The 20,323-nt window shown below is 28.9% G+C and carries 15 protein-coding genes and 1 tRNA gene; 6 read left to right on the forward strand and 10 right to left on the reverse strand.

The features are described from left to right. Position 1: 1 nt before the first annotated feature. The 4 genes from AC2TY9_RS12560 to fdhF are packed head-to-tail and all read right to left on the reverse strand — an operon-like array spanning position 2 to position 5,719. Positions 2 to 922, reverse strand: coding sequence for a respiratory chain complex I subunit 1 family protein (locus AC2TY9_RS12560; protein WP_489777853.1), 921 nt, complete (start codon positions 920 to 922; stop codon positions 2 to 4). A 9-nt stretch (positions 923 to 931) separates the two neighbouring features. Then, positions 932 to 2,893, reverse strand: a complete 1,962-nt coding sequence (locus AC2TY9_RS12565) for a proton-conducting transporter transmembrane domain-containing protein (RefSeq protein WP_489777854.1) — start codon at positions 2,891 to 2,893, stop codon at positions 932 to 934. A 10-nt stretch (positions 2,894 to 2,903) separates the two neighbouring features. Then, positions 2,904 to 3,479: a 4Fe-4S dicluster domain-containing protein gene (locus tag AC2TY9_RS12570; RefSeq protein ID WP_489777855.1), complete on the reverse strand. Its 576-nt coding sequence runs from the start codon at positions 3,477 to 3,479 to the stop codon at positions 2,904 to 2,906. 2 nt (positions 3,480 to 3,481) lie between these two features. After that, the gene (fdhF, locus tag AC2TY9_RS12575; RefSeq protein WP_489777856.1) at positions 3,482 to 5,719 is read right to left on the reverse strand and encodes a formate dehydrogenase subunit alpha; all 2,238 of its coding nucleotides are present in this window, start codon (positions 5,717 to 5,719) and stop codon (positions 3,482 to 3,484) included. Between the two features lie 381 nt (positions 5,720 to 6,100). Here fdhF and AC2TY9_RS12580 point away from each other — a divergent pair, with 381 nt between their 5' ends. Beyond that, positions 6,101 to 6,739 carry a Crp/Fnr family transcriptional regulator gene (locus AC2TY9_RS12580; protein WP_489777857.1) on the forward strand — a complete coding sequence of 213 codons (639 nt, stop codon included), beginning with the start codon at positions 6,101 to 6,103 and terminating at the stop codon, positions 6,737 to 6,739. A gap of 18 nt (positions 6,740 to 6,757) precedes the next feature. On the opposite strand, the gene AC2TY9_RS12585 is transcribed toward AC2TY9_RS12580, so the two are convergent. Together AC2TY9_RS12585 and AC2TY9_RS12590 are read right to left on the reverse strand one after the other, a co-directional pair. Then, a complete protein-coding gene (locus tag AC2TY9_RS12585; RefSeq protein ID WP_489777859.1) occupies positions 6,758 to 7,519 on the reverse strand; it encodes an acyl-CoA dehydratase activase in 762 nt (253 codons plus the stop codon). A gap of 2 nt (positions 7,520 to 7,521) precedes the next feature. Then, the gene (locus AC2TY9_RS12590) at positions 7,522 to 8,844 is read right to left on the reverse strand and encodes a double-cubane-cluster-containing anaerobic reductase (RefSeq protein WP_489777860.1); all 1,323 of its coding nucleotides are present in this window, start codon (positions 8,842 to 8,844) and stop codon (positions 7,522 to 7,524) included. A 355-nt stretch (positions 8,845 to 9,199) separates the two neighbouring features. On the opposite strand from AC2TY9_RS12590, the gene selD reads away from it, so the two are divergent. The 3 genes from selD to AC2TY9_RS12605 are packed head-to-tail and all read left to right on the forward strand — an operon-like array spanning position 9,200 to position 14,330. Next, positions 9,200 to 10,234 (forward strand): selenide, water dikinase SelD, encoded by a 1,035-nt coding sequence (gene selD / locus AC2TY9_RS12595; protein WP_489777861.1) that lies wholly within the window; start codon positions 9,200 to 9,202, stop codon positions 10,232 to 10,234. 56 nt (positions 10,235 to 10,290) lie between these two features. Then, positions 10,291 to 13,041: a transporter substrate-binding domain-containing protein gene (locus AC2TY9_RS12600; protein ID WP_489777862.1), complete on the forward strand. Its 2,751-nt coding sequence runs from the start codon at positions 10,291 to 10,293 to the stop codon at positions 13,039 to 13,041. Beyond that, the gene (locus AC2TY9_RS12605; protein ID WP_489777863.1) at positions 13,038 to 14,330 is read left to right on the forward strand and encodes a GGDEF domain-containing response regulator; all 1,293 of its coding nucleotides are present in this window, start codon (positions 13,038 to 13,040) and stop codon (positions 14,328 to 14,330) included. Before AC2TY9_RS12600 ends, AC2TY9_RS12605 begins: the two co-directional genes overlap by 4 nt. Here AC2TY9_RS12605 and AC2TY9_RS12610 read toward each other — a convergent pair. Together AC2TY9_RS12610 and AC2TY9_RS12615 are read right to left on the reverse strand one after the other, a co-directional pair. Then, positions 14,327 to 14,713 (reverse strand): hypothetical protein, encoded by a 387-nt coding sequence (locus tag AC2TY9_RS12610; protein WP_489777865.1) that lies wholly within the window; start codon positions 14,711 to 14,713, stop codon positions 14,327 to 14,329. The two genes, AC2TY9_RS12605 and AC2TY9_RS12610, sit on opposite strands and share 4 nt — an antisense overlap. Positions 14,714 to 14,945: 232 nt before the next feature. Next, a tRNA-Sec gene (locus AC2TY9_RS12615) sits at positions 14,946 to 15,044 on the reverse strand. A 55-nt stretch (positions 15,045 to 15,099) separates the two neighbouring features. On the opposite strand from AC2TY9_RS12615, the gene selA reads away from it, so the two are divergent. Continuing rightward, the gene (gene selA / locus AC2TY9_RS12620) at positions 15,100 to 16,449 is read left to right on the forward strand and encodes an L-seryl-tRNA(Sec) selenium transferase (RefSeq protein ID WP_489777866.1); all 1,350 of its coding nucleotides are present in this window, start codon (positions 15,100 to 15,102) and stop codon (positions 16,447 to 16,449) included. Beyond that, positions 16,442 to 18,283 carry a selenocysteine-specific translation elongation factor gene (selB, locus tag AC2TY9_RS12625; protein ID WP_489777867.1) on the forward strand — a complete coding sequence of 614 codons (1,842 nt, stop codon included), beginning with the start codon at positions 16,442 to 16,444 and terminating at the stop codon, positions 18,281 to 18,283. Before selA ends, selB begins: the two co-directional genes overlap by 8 nt. 13 nt (positions 18,284 to 18,296) lie before the next feature. On the opposite strand, the gene AC2TY9_RS12630 is transcribed toward selB, so the two are convergent. Beyond that, positions 18,297 to 19,631, reverse strand: a complete 1,335-nt coding sequence (locus AC2TY9_RS12630; RefSeq protein WP_489777868.1) for an SLC13 family permease — start codon at positions 19,629 to 19,631, stop codon at positions 18,297 to 18,299. Positions 19,632 to 19,792: 161 nt separating this feature from the next. Further along, positions 19,793 to 20,323 (reverse strand): molybdopterin adenylyltransferase, encoded by a 531-nt coding sequence (gene mog, locus AC2TY9_RS12635; RefSeq protein WP_489777869.1) that lies wholly within the window; start codon positions 20,321 to 20,323, stop codon positions 19,793 to 19,795.

The raw sequence follows: 20,323 nt of genomic DNA on the forward strand, positions 1-20,323 counted from the left end.
TTTAAACTCCTACTATATATAAAATCAAAGCAACTGAAGAGACGCAAAGTGCGACTATAGCATTTGATTTAAAACTTGTTAGTAATTTATATCTAGGTCCAAAGTTATCAATAAATACAGCAGCAACATAAAAAATTCCAGCTTTTAAAACAAAAACAATTAATGCAAGAAATGAGTTTTCAAAAGTCCAAGGTTCGAATATAGTTAAAAACATACCAATCATTGCAAACTGTTTTAAAATAAGCCCAGCATGAGCTATACCAAAATCTGCACCTGCATATTCTCCTAAAACACCCTCTTGTATCTCTTGCTCTGCTTCTGCTAAATCATAAGGATTTCTTCCGCATTCTACGTACATTGCCCAAAGAAAAGATATTGAAGCAACTGCAAATGCAGGCATATGATAACCTATATCACCATTTTGAACCATCATTTGTATTTCTGCTAAATTTGAAGTTTTAGCTAAAAGCATTACTACTAATAAACTTGTCATCATTACAGGTTCAACAAAAACTGCTAACATCTGTTCCCTACTTCCACCAACTCCTGCAAAAGGATTACCTGAGTCAATTGAAGCTGCACCAAAAATAAATCTTAACATTGCACCAATATAAAGAACAACAAAAATATCAGAAGCATATGAAGCTATTGATCCAGCATCATATGAAATAGGAATAACTGCAAGTATTGCAGCTCCACTTCCAAATAATGTATAAGGTCCATACCTAAATACCCAGTGAGAGCATTGGGGTACTGTTCTTCCTCTTTTAAATAATTTTTTAATATCTCTATAGGTTTGGAAAAAATCAGAAGGACCTCTTCTTGATTGTAATCTTGCTCTTAATACTCTAGCCATTCCATCAAATAAAGGTGCAAGCATGATAATTACTATTACTTGTAATAACATAAAAAATATACTCATAACATGCTCCTACAACATATAACTTATGACTAAAAACAGACATAAGCCTAATAATATATATACAGAATAAGCAGAAGTACTACCATTTTGTAAAAGACCAATTTTTTTAACACAATACATAGTTAGATTTATTATTGGTGCATAAAATATATTCCACCAAATATCTTTTGGTTTATCTGTATAAACTACTGGTTCAAAGTAACCTCTATCTTCTACAGTTGGTTTACTTCTAAACAGCCATTCCATCAATCTTCTTAAGTCACCAGTAAATGGACCTGCTACCATTTGCATTCTAGAACTATATTTAAACCCACATGCCCAAGGATCTGTCTCTCTTGGTTTTGTTTTATTAGCTTTAAAAATAACTACTAAAAGGAAAGGTAAAGTCATAGCTCCAACTAGTATCATTGTAATTAATGGAAGTGAGATTTTATTTCCTAAGGTTGAAGCAATATATCCACCATCTGGTGTTGCTTCGTATGCACCACTAAATGATGTAACAACTGTCATAATATTTTCAGTTACAACACTAGCACCTATACCAAAGGCAAAACATCCAATTATTAGAATAAACATTCCAACAAGCATTGAAAGGGGTGCTTCTTTTGCATTATCCCAGATTTTTTTATCCCTTGGAGTCCCTGCAAAAATAACTGCATATAATTTTAAGTGAATTACAACTAAAACACCTGTAAGGGCTAAAGCTATAACAGATAATGTAAATACTGTTCTTGGAAGAACGCCTTCACTTAATGCCCCTTGAATCATTCCATGATAAGTAAACCATTCACTTACAAATCCATTTAAAGGAGGAAGTGCCGCAATACCCATTACCCCTACAAACATACCAATTGCAGTAAATGGCATTTTTTTTGCTAAACCACCTAATACTTCAATTTCTCTTGTATGTGTTCTAAATAAAACACTACCTGCAGCTAAAAAGAGTAAGCCTTTAAAAATAGCGTGGTTTACTACATGGTATAATCCTGCTAGAAAACCAATTGTTGCTAAGATAGGTGAATTTGTTGCTATTCCATAAACCCCAGTTCCTATTCCTAATAAAATAATTCCTATATTTTCAACTGAGTGATATGCAAGCAATGCTTTATAGTCATGTTGAATTAATGCATATAAAACACCTAAAAGTGAAGACAATGCTCCTAATACAACTATTAATAAGCCCCACCATTCTTGTACAGGAAGCCATAAACAAAATTTTATAATCCCAAATAAACCTAATTTAATCATTACTCCACTCATTAGTGCAGAGATATTTGAAGGTGCTGCTGGGTGAGCTTTTGGAAGCCAAACATGAAATGGAAACATTCCTGCTTTTGAACCAAAGCCTACTAAAGCTAGTATAAAAATTACACTAGCAAATAATGGTGACATCTCTACACTTGCAAAAGATGCAAATTCTAAAGAACCAGATTGTGATGCCAATAATAAGAATGCTGATAAAATACACATTCCCCCAAAGTGTGCAACTCCTAAATAAATCATTATTGCTTTTAATGAACTTTTTGAATCATTAAAACAGATTAAAAATGCAGAAACTACAGTCATAATCTCCCAATAAATCATAAACCAGAATACATCTGATGCAGAAACCACCAATAGCATTGATAAAATAAATGCATTAAAAAGACAAGCCATTACAGCTAAACTTCCTTTTTTTTCATACTCCTGTGAATACTGAATTGCATATATTGAAGAAGCCAGAGCAATTAATGAAATTACAAAAGAAAAGAAGTTTCCTACGGGTTCTAATGTAAAATCCGGACTATATAATAGTTGTTCACTAAAGATATAAGTGCTTGTCTCCCCTATATTTATTAAAAAATAAAGAACACCAACAAATGATGCAAGTGCAGAAATTGAAAAACCAACCTTTGCAGCTAGATTATTTTTTTTATATAATAAAAGAGAAACAACACAACCAACTAAATATATCATATATACTTGTGTCATTTATAATCCTTTACGAATTTTTAGAAAGTGCTTCAATAAATGATGATACCGCTTCTTCCGATTTCTTATTTACTAAATTACTCTGACCATCTTTGCCATTTACAAACATTAATGCTCCTGTAGGACAAACTTGAACACAAGTTGGACCACTTTCAGAGCCTGCACATAAATCGCACTTAATTGCAATACTTTTTGCACCTGATTCAGACTCTAAACCTAAATTATATTTTGGTTCCATTGAATAATTTACAGATGGCATAATTTCAGCTTCTGCTTTTATTGCTCCAAATGGACATGCAAGGGTACACATTTTGCATCCAATACATATTTCTTCATATAATTCAATACTTTTTTCACCAATTCTTAATGCACCTGTAGGACAAACATTTGCACAAGGTGCATCATCACATTGTCTACATTGATTAGGCATTGTTCCACTTGCAGTTCTTGTTACTATTAACCTTGAAACTGCAAGTTTTCCTCTTTTGTAAGAAGATTCATAGCAACCTGCCATACATGTTGCACACCCAATACAAACTTTAGGATTAGCAATTACAAATTGATTTACTTTTGAATGTAAACTCATAATTATCTCCTTACTGTACGATATTGCTCAGAAGGATGCATTTGCATATCAGATTCATGACGAATCTTAACGAACTCCTCTTCCGATATTTTTTTAATAGCAGCAATAGTCATTTTAAGTGGATTCATACCTGATAAGGGATCAGTTTCTTCCGCATTAGCTAGTTCATTTCCATCTGCTTCTGCATAGTGAAATGTAGTAAAAATTGTTCCATGTCTTAAGTCTGGATTTATTCTAACTTTTGCTGCAATTTTTCCTCTTTTATTTTCAACAACTGCATAACAGTTATCTTGTAAATCTCTTGTTTTAGCAATATCAGGGCTAACTTCTATTGCTGGTCCCATAATGTCTGAACCTAATTCTAGAGGTTTACATTCTCTTGTCATTGTTCCTGTATGATAGTGATAAACTTTTCTTCCTGTTGTAAATAAACAAGGATAAAGTTCATTTACTTTTTCACTTAAAGCTCCTGAACCAACTGGATAGCCTTCTGGTATATTCATTTTTTCAATAATCTCTTTTTCTAATGCAGCTCTATTTTCTTTTTCATCTGCATAGACAACTGGGGCAAATTTAAATTTACCATCAGGAAGCATTGATTTATTATCTTCATATAAAACAGGTGTTCCATTATGATCTTCTGTAGGGCAAGGCCAAGATATTCCATCTAGTTTTTCTAATCTTTCATAAGATATTCCACCAAAGAAACTTGGATTTACTTTTCTAATCTCTTCCCAAATCTCTTTAGCTTTATAAAAGTCAAATCCTTTTAACCCAATTCTATTTGCAATATTACAAACAACTTTCCAATCTGGTTCTAATCCAGGAGCTGGTTCCACTGCTTTTGAAACTAATTGAACTCTTCTTGAAGTGTTTATAAAAGTTCCATCTTTTTCTCCCCAACATGCAGATGGTAAAATAACATCTGCTTTTTGAGCAGTTTCAGTAAAAAATATATCTTGAACAACTAAAGTTTCTACAATCTCAGTTACATGAATAAAGTGTTCTGTCCAAGGGTCACTCATTACTGGATTTTCACCAAAGACATAAAGGAATTTAACTTTTCCCTCTTCTATTTTATGTGGTGCTGCTGTTAATGAGTATCCTGGTTTAGGACTAATATCATAACCCCAAATCTCTTTTATATGAGCTCTTACTTCTTCACTTGTAACCAAACCATTTGGTACAACATGTGGTAAAGCACCCATATCACAAGCACCTTGTACATTGTTTTGACCTCTTAGAGGATTTACTCCTCCACCTTTTTTACCTAAGTTACCTGTTAATAAAGCAAGATTTGATAATGAGAAAATATTTGATGTTCCATCAATAAATTGAGTCATTCCCATTGTGTAACAAATAGCTGCAGTTCCTGCTTTTGCATATAATTCAGCTACTTCAATTACTTTTTGTGCAGGTATTCCTGTTTCTTCCTCAACCTTTTGAGGAGTAAAACCTTTTACTGCTTCTTTTACATATTCAAAACCTTGAGTGTATTTTTTCACAAAGTTTTTATCATATAAATTGTTTTCTATGATATAATTGATGAATGCATTTAGTAATGGAATGTTGTAACCAACTGGAATTTGTAAAAAGATGTCTGCTTTTTTCGCCATGTCAGTCTCTTTTGGATCAATTACGATCATCTTAGCTCCACGTTCAACACCTCTTAGCATTTGCATAGCGATGATGGGATGGCATTCACTTGTATTTGTACCTATTAAAAACAATACATCTGAATGAGTTGCAAACTCTGTTAAGTCATTTGTCATGGTCCCGTTTCCTAATGTTTTAGTCAACCCGACTACTGTAGGACCGTGTCATAACCTTGCACAGTGATCTATATTATTAGTTCCTTGTGTTCTAAATAGTTTTTGAAATGTATAATTATCTTCATTTGTGCATCTTGCCGATGAGAATCCCATCAAACTATCTGCACCATATGTTTCAACTGTTGATTTCATTCTTTGAGCAACAAAATCATATGCTTCGTCAAAACTAACCTCTACTAAATCACCCTCTTTAGAAAATTCGCCATTTTTCTTTCTTATCATTGGTTTAGTAAGTCTTCTTGGGGAATGTACGTATTCCCAACCATAAAGTCCTTTTAGACAGAGTTCACCGTCATTGACATGATGTTCTTTTGTAGGTTCAGCTTTTATTATCTTATTATTCTCTACGAATAAGTCGATATTACAGCCTGTTCCACAATAAGGACATGTAGTTTGAAACTTTTTCATATCTACCTCTCTTCATAATGTAATACTTAAAATATTCTTAATTTAATAAGCTATATTTAATATTCAAGTAGAATTTTAATAGTTTATTTTTTTTCTGTCTGTCATATGAATGACAGTTCAGTCAATATTAGGTAAAATTTTATTTACTTTTATTTTTCTTTTTAGTAAAATAAAATTTGTAGTATTTTTTAAGTAAATTTTATTTTTTTCATTCCATTTAAATCATTTATCATGATAGATAAATTTAAGAACTATCTGTCAGACAAGTGACAGATAGGTAGACTTTTTTTTGATAAGATTTAAACCAAGTTTATTTTTTTAAACTAAATATAATATATTAGGTTAATATAATTTATTATTCCATTTAAAAGGGATTGTCTTATGCCATTTAGCAGAATAAATATTGATTCAGTTGATTTATCTTCTGTCCTTTCAGAAGATCAATTCAATTCTATTCCCGTAAAAAAGTTTTCTAAAAACAACATAGAATATTCTGATGATAAATTAAATTTATTTGTATTTAAAAAAGGGAAAGCAAAAGTTTGTATATATGGAGATGAACAAGAATTTGTTCTTTATCACTTAGAGAAGAACAATATTATTATTCCTGTTGAAACTTGTGTTATTGAATTTTTAGAAGAAAGTGAAGTATATGTGATAGATGCAATTCAATTTGAAGATTTTTTTCAAACTCCAAGTTTTGCGACAGCTGTATTAGCTTCACTTAAATTAAGAGCTGAAATTGAAAGAAAAATCATTCAAATGCTTGTTTTTAAAAACTGTAGAACTAGAATTTCATATTTCTTAGTTGAAGTTGCATTAATGCAAAGGTATTTAGACAAAAAAGAAGATGTTATAATTAACCTTGACTTTTCAATGCAAGAGTTTTCAACGTTTATTGGAGCAAAAAGACAAACTGTATCTACTGTATTTAATGAATTGATTTCTGAAAAAATAATTGAAAAAATCGGATTTCACAAATATAAAATATTAGATTGGAATAGACTGAGATCTTTTTAACATCGATTATTTAATCCCTTAAAATTCTTTGCAAACTTCATAACCACTTAATGCAGCACCTATAGCCCCTGTTAATTGAGGATAACCAACACAAATTACATTCTTTTCTAATTTTTTTGAAAGAAGATGAAGTAAAAAACCATTTAATGCCCCACCACCTGTAAATAAAATCACATCACTTTTGATGGCAAATTTTCTTGCCATAGATGCAAGTCTTGAGGCAATTGAATCATGAACTGCATAACAAATATTTGCAGCACTTTCTTTTTTTGCAATTAAAGATATAACTTCTGATTCTGCAAAAACTGCACACATACTTGAGATACTTAACTCTTTATTGGCTTCAAAACCAACTTTTGAAAACTCCTCAAGTTCAAGTCCCATTCTACTTGAAGCTATCTCTAAAAACTTTCCAGTTCCTGCTGCACATTTATCATTCATCTTAAAATCTACAAAGCCACCATTTCCATCTAACATAATAACTTTACTATCTTGCCCACCCAAATCAATTACCATTTGGGATTCTTTTGCAAAGTAGTATGCACCTTTTGCATGGGCTTTTATTTCTGAGATAACAGGACATGAAAAAGTATCTTCAATCATATGTCTTCCATATCCAGTTGAAACTAACATCTCAACATTTTTATTACTTAAGTAATCTTTTACTATCTCATCTTGATTTACAATTGTTGGAATAACTTTTGTATCTATAATCTTCTTTTCTTCATCAATTCCACATATTTTAGTATATGTGGAACCAACGTCAACTCCCCAAAACATATTTAGTCTTTATTTTTAAAGTTTTTTGCTTTTTTCTTAAAAGAAATAGACTCTAAAAATGCTTCAACTCTAGTTTTAATTTGACCTGCATCTTCAGGTGAATAATCTGATTCAATAACTAAACATGGAATTCCAGCAGTTTCAAGGGCTTCTGTTACGAGGTGAGATTCAACATTATATGTATGACAAAAAGATAAAGTATAGTAAATAACGCCATCTGCACATCTGTCTTTATACATTTTTAAAATCTTATCAATTCTTGGTGTATTTGGTGTGAAGCAAGCACAATCAACTGCACTATATCTTTGCATCAATTGTTTCATTAAATCCTCTTCAGTTTCTACACTATCTAAATCAACATTGTCTTTGTAGTATCTGTGACCAATACATGATTCTTCATTAATAATAGCACCACCTGAACCTTCAACAGCTGTATGAAGTTTCCAATTTGGTGGAGCAATAGGAGTTCCTAAAACCATAAGTCTTGGAGTACTTTCTTCAAATACAGAATTTTTCTCTTCAACTCTTTTTTCTAATTCATCACATAATTCATTTACTTTTTGAGTATATCTTTTTGGGTCATCTAAAAAGCCCATTTGATTAATAAAAAGTGCATCTTTACCAGAAATTGGAACAACATCTGGGTTCATTCCCCTTAAAGCATCAAGTCTTTGCATCGCTTTTCTTTTTTCATTGATGATTTTTGTTCCTTCAATCATCTCTTCTAAACTTAGTTTTTTCCCTGCAACTTCTTCTATATGCTCTTTAAATTCAACAATCTCTTCTTGCCACATTTTAAGATCTTTTTCTCTTTTCATATGTGGAATATTCATAACATGAACAGGATGATGTTTATCTAAAATTTCCCAAGTTTTTTTCTTAGCTTCACATGTTGTCTCACCATAAATAAAATCTGAACTTTGAGTGTATGCACATGTTCTTTGAAGTTTAAACCCATGGGCTGATTTAATTAATGGACAAATATTTCTAGGAAGTTCTGTTTCTGCATCAGCAATTGTAGCTGGACTTCCACCACATAATCCAAAACATGCTCCACCAGCTCCAACTATAATCTCTTCAGGAACAAAAATACAAAATGTACCAACTGCAGGCTTATTTTCTGCTCTTAATTTATTAATCTCTGCAATTCTTTGACCTTGAATCTCACTCATAAACCAATCAAAATATTCCATACCCTTTGGTCTATTATTTTGAGACTTAAATTGTGCCTCATAAGATTCTAATCCCATGCTCATCATTTGAGCATGTCTATCAACATCAACACCAATATCTGAAAGTAATTTTTTATGTTCTGCAACACCCATTTTATTTTCCTTTAGTATAATTTTTTGTAATACATGAGAAAAAGAAGAATATTTTTTGAAAGTACTGTCTTTAAATCATGTGTGTCTAAACCTTAGACGATAAACAGCATAAGTAGTCAAGTAAAAAAGATTTTTTTATGTCTAACCTAAACCTTAGGCAATGCTTATAATATGAAACTATATTTATTTTTTTATTAAAATCCTCTTAAATAAACTGACATGCTAATATATAAAACTAATATATTAATCTAAATTTAACAACATTAATTGTAAAATTTAATCAAATATTAATTTAATTAAAAATATTTTAATATATTATAATTTGAACTTATAATAACAAGTTGAAAGAGAACTTATGAATGAAGAATATAAACTAACAAAATTTGTTCGCACCGCAGGTTGAGCCTCTAAAATAGGTCCGGAGGATCTAAAACAATCAATAATTAGCTTAGCTCCTTGTGATGGTCGAGTTCTTGTTGGATTTGAAAACAATGACGATGCTTCTGTATATAAAATTAATGATGAAGAAGCAATTGTACAAACTTTAGATTTTATTACTCCTATAGTTGATGATCCTTATATTTATGGAAAAATTGCTGCAGCAAATTCACTTTCAGAAGTTTTTGCAATGGGTGCGAGTGTTAAAACAGCATTAAATATTGTTGGTTTTGATAGAAAAAACTACGGAACAGAAGTATTAAAAGAGATGCTTAGAGGTGGAAATGAAAAAATTCAGGAATGTGGCGGACTTTTACTAGGTGGTCACACGATTGAAGTTCCAGAGATGTTTTATGGTCTTTCTGTAACAGGGATGGTTCATCCAAAAAAAATATATAAAAATAATACAGCAAAAATTGGTCATGTACTAGTTCTAACAAAACCCCTTGGTATGGGTATTTTAACAACAGCAATAAAAAAAGATTTATTAGATGAAACTACAAAAAATGAAACTATGAAAATATTAGAGACTTTAAACTATTTGCCTTCAAAGATTTTAAGGGATTATGATGTAAGTTCAGTTACAGATATCACTGGATTTGGTCTTTTGGGTCATGCTTTAGAGTCTACAAATAACTTTAACTCATTTGCAATTCATTGTGGAGAAGTTCCAATTATAAATGATGCTATGGAGTTTGCTAATCAAGGAATTTACCCAGATAGAACAAAAAAGAATATGCAATATCTAAAAGATAAAACTACAATTATGTGTTCAACAGATGATTGTTATCTGCAATATTGTGATGCTCAAACATCAGGGGGCTTATTAATAGCCATGAATGAAGATGATGCAAAAGAGTATATAAAAGTTGTTGAAGAGTTAACTTTTGGATATGCTTCTATTATAGGTGAAGTTATTCCTAGAGCTGCAAGCCCTATTATAATTTATTGAAAAGAAGTTTTTTACTTTTTTAGATATAATAAAATAATTTTCTAAAAGGACTATTTTTGAGATTATTTTTTATTTTATCTATACTTATTTTTTCAATGTTTGCAAATGATATTAAATTGAATAATAAAAGATTAACACAACTTTCACAAGATATTTTTACACAAGAGGAACAAGAATATTTAAAACAAAATCCTATAATAAAAGTTGGCCATTCTTCTGTATTTGAACCACTTTTTTTTAAAGATAGTAGTGGCAATTTAAATGGAATAATCATAGATACATATAAGCTCTTAGGAAAAAATCTTGGTTTTGAAGTTGAGTTTATTGATAAATCATGGAAAGAGACAATAAATGATTTAAAAAATGGAAAGATAGATGTAATACCTGCAATAAATAAAAATATTGCTCAAAGAGAAAACCTACTTGAATCAGAACCTATATCAAGATCTTCTTATAGTGTTTTTATGAAAGATTCAAATTCCCTTGAAATTAATTCATTAAAAGACTTATACGGTAAAAAAGTTGCTTATAACCAAAATATTTTAGCTTTAAAAAATTCCCTTAAAAAATACGAAGATAAAATAAAAATTAGAGGGCAAAAGACAACTTTAGAAACTTTTTTTCTACTTGAAAATAAAAAGGTTGATGCAGTAATTACTTTTCATAGAGACAAACATCTTCTAGCAAAGTATGAAATTAAAGATATCCATTCAAAGCATACACTAAAAGAGTTTCAACCAAATACAATTGCTGCTATTAAACCAAATGACAAAATACTTCAATCAATCATAAATAAAAGTATGAATTCTTTAAGCTTAGAAGAAAAAAATGCAATTTTGAAAAAATGGTTGGGAGATGACTCTAAAAAAGATGAAGAGAATGAGATAACAAAGGAAGAAATTAATTTTTTAAAAATAAAAAATGAGTTTACAGTATGTTCAAGATATAAACATTATCCAATAGATTCAGTTGAAAATGGAAAACTTATTGGTATATCTGGTCAAATTTATGATGACATATCAAAAAAACTGAATATTAAGTTTATACCAATAGCCTCAAATAGCCTAAAAGAGTTTGAAGAAAATATAAATAAAGACAAATGTGATCTGATTACAATTGTAAAAGACACATATAATGGATTTAAAGATTTTAAATTTACAAAACCAATACTTAATCAACTTTATGTTTCAATTGGTTCTATAAATAATCCATATATTTCAAACTTAAGCCAGCTAGATAATCATACTTTTTATGCAAAAGATAAAATATTTAAAGATGAATTTTTAGAAGAATACCCTCATACAAATGTAATTGTTAATTCAAATATCGATGAAATTATAAATATAATACAAAAAGATTCAAAATCTCATTTTATTCTTACAACATATACTGCTGATGAAATAATAAGAAAATATGGACCTCATAAGTTTAAAATTGATGATATTTTTGATAGCTTAAAAGCAAATGGTGCTATTTTGGTAAATAACAAATATCCTCTTTTACACTCTTCTATTAATAAAGTAATTAATAATTTTTCTAAAGAAGAGTTGAATAATTTCGCATCAAACTATAGAATATCTAAATATGTAATTGAAAAAAATTATGAATGGCTATGGTATGTTTTATTTATATTATTGATTATTATTGCCCTTCTTCAATTTAGATATATAAAAATACTTGATAAAAAAAGAAAAAAAGAAAAAAAGCTAATAGATAGTCTAAAACAAGCTCGAAAAATGGCAAAGATTAGTTCCTTTGTTAATGATTTGTCAAAAGATTATTATGAAGAGATAGATGATTCTATTTATGACATTTTTGAAATTTCACCAAAAGATTATCCAAAAATCAACAGAGATATTTTAGTTAAATTTATTCATCCAGATGATATACTAGAGTTTAAGGAGAAACTTCAAAATTCTTATAATTCTCATGAAGAGCAAAATACTGAATTAAGAATTATAACGCCAGCTAAAAAAGTTAAATATATGCTACTTTATTGGAAAATGATTCATAACAAAAACAATGAAGCAATTAAAACAATAGCAACAGTCCAAGATATTACTGAAAAAGTTTTAAATGAAAAAGAGAGATTACAACAGACATTTTTACTACAAAAACAAAGTAAATTGGCTCTTCAAGGTGAAATGTTAAATATGATAGCACACCAATGGAGACAACCTTTAAATCAATTATCTGTTTTAACTCAAATGTTTATTAGAAAAGTAGAACCAAATGTAGCTCAAAAAAATGAGTTTATTTTTTATAAAAATACAACAAATGATATTATTAAACACCTATCACAAACTATAGATGACTTTTGTAATTTTTATAAACCTGATAAGAAAAAAGAGATTTTTTTCTTAGAAGAGTTTTATAGAAGCTTGAAAGTTCTTACAAGTAATAGAGTTGAAAATCTCTTTATCGAATATAATAATTTAGAAAAATTAAAAATATATACTTTTAAAAATGAACTATTACAAGTTTTTTTAACTATGATTAATAATAGTTTAGAAGCATTAAATAAAGAAAATCCAAACTTTTATATAAAAATATATAATTTATTAGAGAATGAAAAACTAATAATTAAAATTGAAGATAATGCAGGTGGGATACCTAAAGATATACTAGAAAATATTTTTGACCCTTATTTTTCAACAAAAGAGGAAAAAAATGGTACAGGATTAGGATTATATATGACAAAGTTAATTATAGAAGATTCTGTATCAGGAAAAATAAGTGTTACAACACAAGATGAGATCACAATTTTTACAATTGAAATTCCTCTTGAAAATAAGGATGAGAAATGAGTCAAACAGAGTATTCAATTTTATACGCAGAAGATGACCAACTTGTATCACAGATGATAAGTTCAGTATTAGAAGATTATTTTAAGAATGTTTATGTAGCTAAAGATGGTCAAGAAGCATTAGAAATATACGAAAAAAAAGAAATTGATATAATTTTAACTGATATTCGAATGCCAAATCTTGATGGTATGGAATTAATTAAAACAATTAGAAAAAAAAGTAGCACTATCCCTATAATTGTTTGTTCTGCACATAATGATACTCAATACTTATTAGAATCAATTCAGTATAAAGTTGATAGATATATCATTAAACCAATTGATTTAGATATATTAGAAGATGTTTTAGAAAAAACTCTTGAGGTTTTAAATATAAGAAGAAAAGTAGAAAAACTTCAAGAAAAACTTTCAAAACAAAATGATTTTTTACATATGATTTTAAATACACAAGCAACAATGATTGCTTTATATAATAAAGACTTGGAACTAACCTTTGCTAATAAAACATTATTAGACTTTTTTTCATGTGAAAAATTAGATGAATTAAAAAAAGAATACCATTCTATTGAAAAAACCTTTATAGAAAATGATAACTACTTCTATCTAGGAAAAGTAAATGAAAATGAAAATTGGATAGAAAGTTTAGAGAAATTAAATGCATCTGAAAAGATAGTATCTATGTTATGCCATAAAACTATGAAGATAAAAGCTTTTAAAATCACCATTGCACAGCATGAAGAGATGATATTATTAACTTTTACTGATATTAGTGAAACTATTTTAAAACAGCTTCAACTTAAAAATAAAACTATCCATGACAAATTAACTGGAGCATTTAATAGGGAATACTTTGAGGATAATTATGGAAAACTTATATCAAAATTTGTGGATGAAACCTACAATTTTGGTATTGCTATTTTAGATATTGACTATTTCAAAAATATCAATGATACCTATGGCCATGATGTGGGAGATGATGTTTTAATCGATTTTGTAAAAATAATAAAAAAATACTCTAGAATGGATGATTATATTATTAGATGGGGTGGAGAAGAGTTTATATTTATTATAAAGATAAAAAACTATACTGATTTGGAAATAATCCTTGAGAAATTAAGAAAAAATATCGAGAATTCAAATTTTACTAATGATATAAAACTTACTTGTTCTTGTGGGGGAACTATTCACTCTTTAAATGAAAATATAAAAGAAACTATAAAAAGAGCAGATGAAGCTTTATACAATGCGAAAAGCGCAGGCAGAAATAAAGTTATTATAAAAGAGTTTTAAATATTAAGCTTTGTAAACTCACATATTGAAGTTTCAAAATTTGTTATATACTCTATAATTTTTTCTTTCTTATCACAAAATATACTTTTAATATTGTATTTCTCACAATTTTTGCAATCTTTATCAAAAAAACATTGTGAGTCAGGCCATACTAATTGCAAAATATTTTGAGACTTATCCAAAGCTAAAATATCATATAAAATAAAATCTCTTTCTATATTATTTTCAATACTTAAAATACATAAATCATACTTTTCATTTTCAAATTTTAATTTGAAATCTGTATAAGAGTTTGTATAGTCAATTTTATAAGTTATTAATTTATCTAAAAAGTCATACGAAGAGATATTTTTATCATAATCAACAATCATAATTTTTTTCATAGCTTTTTCCTTCTATAAAATAAATAAAAAATTTATATTATTTTAGTGAACAAGTATTCAATTATACCTTAAATTTAGAATATTTTAGTAAAAAAAATTTTACAAATTAAGACTTTACTGATTTTAAATTAGTTATAATTAATACTTATAAAGCCTTAAAATAGCTAAAATTAAGTGAAACTAGGCATGATATTTTATTTTACATTTGAAGAATTTGTATAGATTTGAGGAATGGCGAGAAGGTGTAGGAATCGAACCTACCGCGGCGTATACACATAAACCGCCAATCAGGGTTGAAGCCTGTGGTGCCCACCAGGGTCACATACCCCCCAAATCAAGATTGAAATTATACAACATCTTTATTTAAAATTTCCAAAAGGTTAAAAATGGATTTACTGAAATCAATTCCAAAGGTAGACAAGTTTGTCTCAAACAAAGCTTTTGAAGAGATGTCAAAACCTCTAATATTATCAATTGCAAAAAATGTTATCAATAATTTAAGAGAAAATATCTTAAAAGAAACTATTCAAGAAATAGATGAAACTAAACTTATTCAAGAAGTAATAAGTAAATATGAAGAGATTACAAAACCTTCACTTCAAAAAGTAATCAATGCAACAGGAGTTATTGTTCATACAAACTTAGGTAGAAGTTTGATTGATAGTAAAACTTTTGATGCAGTAAAGCAGATTGCAACTTCTTATAATAACTTAGAGTATAACTTAGAACTAGGGAAAAGAGGAGAAAGGTATTCTCATATCTCAACTGTTGTGAAAAAACTACTTGGATGTGAAGATGTTTTAATTGTAAATAACAATGCAAGTGCAGTCTTCTTGATACTTAACACCTTTGCAAAAAATAAAGAGGTTGTTGTTAGTCGCGGTGAGCTTGTTGAGATAGGTGGAAGCTTTAGAGTTCCTGATGTGATGAGTAGCAGTGGAGCAACACTAAAAGAGATAGGTACTACAAATAAAACTCATCTAAGAGACTATACAAATGCAATAAATGAAAACACTTCTATGTTAATGAAAGTACATAAATCAAATTATTCAATTGAGGGCTTCACTTCAGAGGTTTCATTCAAAGAGATTATAGAAGTAGCAAAACAAAATGATGTAATTGATTACTATGATATGGGAAGTGGGCATATAATTGATTTACCCTATGGCCTTGACCAAAGTGAACCATCTGTTTTAAAATATATGGAAGCTAATCCTTCACTAATGAGCTTTTCTGGCGATAAGCTCTTAGGAAGTGTTCAAGCTGGAATTATAGTTGGAAAGAAAAAATATATTGACCAATTAAAGAAAAATCAACTTCTTAGAATGTTAAGGGTTGATAAATTAACCCTTGCTTTACTTGAAGAGAATATGAAATCGATTTTATTGGGTAAACTTGAAGATATTCCTACACTGAATATGCTTTTTAAATCACTTGACGAATTAAAAGAAAATGCAATTTGTCTACAAGAAAAAATAAAAGAGATTTGTAAAACAGAAGTTATAGAAACAAAAACAGTAATTGGTGGAGGAACAACTCCAAACAAAAAAATACCAACAATTGCACTATCAGTAAGTTTTAAAAACTATAAACCTAACAAAATAGAAAGATTATTAAGGTCAAGAAATATTATAGGAAGAATTGAAAATGAACAATTCCTATTGGATTTTAGAACAATTGCAAAAGATGAGATTACACAAATAGAAAATATTTTAAAAGAGATGATAAATGAATAATTACATAATTGGAACTTGCGGACATATTGACCATGGTAAAACAGCTTTAATCAAAGCTTTAAATGGTTATGAAGGTGATAGTACTAATGAAGAAAAACAAAGGGGAATAACTATTGATTTAAGTTTTTCAAATCTAAGTAATGAAACACAAAATATTGCGTTTATTGATGTTCCTGGGCATGAAAAACTTGTTAAAAATATGATTGCTGGAGCATTCTCTTTTGACTGCGTTATGATTGTAGTTAGTGCTTCTGAAAAAATTATGCCTCAAACTATTGAGCATTTGGAGATTTTAAATCTTTTGGGTGTAAAAAATGCCATATTAACTATTACAAAAAAAGATTTAGTTGAAGAAAATGAACTTCCAAAAATTATTGAAGAGATTGAAGCATTTGTAAAAGAGTTTGACTTTGATATTTTATTTTCTAGTGCTGTATCAATTTATGATGAAAATTCAATAAATGAATTAAAAGAGAAGCTTTTTACACTAAATGCAAATACAAAAGTTGAAGAAAACTTCTTTAGATACTATGTTGATAGAATTTTCTCTGCACAAGGTGCTGGGACAATTGTAACAGGAACTGTCTTAGGTAAACCAATCGAAGTAAATGAGAAAGTTTTTATTTGTGATATAAAAAAAGATGTAAAAATCAAAAACCTTCAAGTCCATGGAGAAGATACAGAAGTTTCAAATATCTCAAATAGAACAGCAATAAATCTTGCAGGTGTTAAAACTAACGAGATAAAAAAAGGTTTTTTAATCTCTAAAAAAGGATATTTAAGAGGATTTAATAGTGTTGATATCTCTTTTAAAGCTTTAAAGGGTAAAAAACTTAAACACAATCAAAGCTATTCAATTTTTATAGGCTCTAAAAAAGTTGAAGGTAAGTCTCTTTTATTTAATACCCAAAGTGATGCAGAAAATGGTTTTGCAATATTAAAGCTTAATGAAGAAATATTCTCAATATATAAAGAAAAAATCATTATAAGAGAAGGAAATCATACAATAGCTGGTGGAAAGATTTTAAATCCAATAATTGACCCAATGAAGAAATCTCAAAAACTAGAGCTTTTAGAAGTACTAGAAAAAGAGGATATCAATGAGGCATATAAAGTTTTACTAAATGCCCATAAAAAAGGTTTAGGATTAGTATCTTCTGCTCAAAGATTTGCACTAAGTCATGAAAAGGCTTTAGAGTATGCAAAAGATTTAGATAATTGCTTTATTGATGAAAAAGCTTTAGTTATCTATCCAATTGAAACAAAACAAACAATAATTGAAATAATAAAACAAATTTATAGAAAAAATCAATTTGCCCTACTTTCAAACTCATCATTAGCATTAAGAATGAAATGGGCAAGTGAAAGTTTTATTGATTTAGCATTAAATCAGTTATTAGAAGAAAATTTCTTAGAAAAACAGGGGAATCTATATAAAAATAAAAATATAAAAGTAGATATTAAAACCTCTTTAGAAGATATCATTTTGCATAGACTTGAAGAAGAAGGGTTAACTCCTACTGCACCATATAATATCTATGATGAAATGGATTTAGATAGAAAAATTGGAGATGATATTTTAAAATCTTTATGTGCAAAAAAAGCTGTTGTAAGATTACAACATAATCTTTTCATTCATAGTAGAGTTTTAACCGATATTATAAAAGTCATGAAAAATATAATCACAACAGAAGGATATATTGATATTCAAAACTTTAAAGAGAAGTTCCCACTTAGTAGAAAATATATAGTTACATATTTAGATTATTTAGATAACTTCTCTCAAATTAAAAAAGATGGTAATAAAAGAGTTTTTACTACCACCTCTTTTTAATTTTTTAAATTTATTACAGAGCATACTGCCAATAAACAAGAGCAGTTATTGTAACAAATATAATTCCTACGATGTTAAATAGGATTCCGTATCTTGACATATCTTTTACTTTTACTGCACCACTACTCATTGCAATTGCATTTGGTGGTGTAGCAATTGGAAGCATAAATGCATATGAAGCACAAATTGTTGCAACCATTAAAATAAGTGTAATATCAACATTTGCCACCTCATTTAAAGAATAGATTATTGGTAAAGCAATTGAGATCAAAGCTGTATTTGAAGTAATCTCAGTTGTAAATGTAATCAAAGAAGCAACTATCAAAATCAATAATATTGCTGGCAAATCAGTTATACCTAACAGATAATTTGCGATTTGGGAAGCAAGTCCCGTTTGAGAAAATGCTGCTGCAATTGAAAATCCTGCACCAAAAAGGAAAATGATTTCATATGGAATTTTCTTTGAGTCTTCCCATGTTAAAAAACCAATTTTTGGTATAAACATTAAAAGTCCATATCCAAGAAGAATTCCTTTTTCATTTAAACCTAATCCCGAATAGTATGGTTCAATTTTTGAATTTACTAAAAGTAAAACAACTAAAGAGCCCAAAATATACATTAATCTTTTTTGCTCACCTGTCAACTTTTGATTATCTGACAACTCTTTTTCAAAAGATAAATCTTGAACACCTAAAGATAACACAAAAGGTACAACAACTAGCATCGCTAATGCTAAAGGTCCAGTTAGAATCATCCATTTAATAAATGGAATTGCCTCAATTGAATGTTGCTCCATAAACCCTAATAATATTAAGTTTGGTGGCGTTCCAATTGGTGTAACTATTCCCCCTATACTTGCTCCATAGGCAATAGCTAAAACTAATCTCATTTTTAACTTTATATCCTCAGTTAAGAACATTGCAATTGGTATTAATAAAAGAGCAGTTGTAGTATTTGAAATAAGTGAACTTAGAAAAGCACTTGTAATTGACAATGAAAATAAAACACCCCTTGGTGTATTTGGGAAAAGTGTTAAAAGTTTATTTGAAATAAACTTATGAAGTTCAGTTTTTTGAGTTGCAATAGCTAACATAAACCCACCTAAAAATAAAAATATAGTAGATTTTGAGTAGTTTGCTACAGTTGCATTCGTACTAATAATATCTAAACTTGGAAATAGTATTATAGGGAGTAAAGATACAACTCCTAATGGTAAGGCTTCATTTGTCCATAAAGCCACAAGGAATACAATTATTCCAAATAGTGTTGCATGTTGTGTGTTAAAAGCAAAACCTGCAATTAAAAAAGTTGCAACAGCCATCACTAATGCGAAAAAAATACCTTTCATTTTAACCTCTTTTTATAGTATATATATAACTATAAACCAAAAAAGATAAAATAAATATTTTTTTTTAGTAAATCTTAAAAAATTAACAAAATATTCTATTTTTTATTAATTTTTACATTCTTTTTACACGAAATGTACATGCTTTGTACACTTCGTATTAATTATTTTTTCTTTGGTCTAAAAGGTTTTATAACCTCTTCATTACATTCTAAAAATGGTCCTTCCATTAAATCAATACAATAAGGTATTGCAGGGAAAACTGCATCAAGACATTCTCTTATTGATTTTGGTTTTCCAGGAAGGTTTACAATTAAAGAACTTCCTCTAAGTCCTGCTGTTTGTCTTGATAGAATTGCAGTTGGTACAAACTTAAGAGATTCTGCTCTCATAAGCTCTCCAAAACCTGGCATCATTCTATCACATACAGCTTCTGTAGCTTCAGGAGTAACATCCCTTGCAGCAGGTCCAGTTCCACCTGTTGTTACAACTAAACAACACCCTTCATTATCAACTAAGTCTTTCATAGTATCTTCAATTGTTTTTTGATCATCTTCAATACATCTGTATACACTTTCCCAAGGAGATGTTAAATAATCATTCATAGTGTCAATTATTGCTTGTCCAGAGATATCTTCATATTCTCCTCTACTTGCTCTATCACTTGCTGTTATAATTCCAATTTTTGCTATCAA

Source organism: Arcobacter sp. ISO1, from assembly GCF_058105185.1.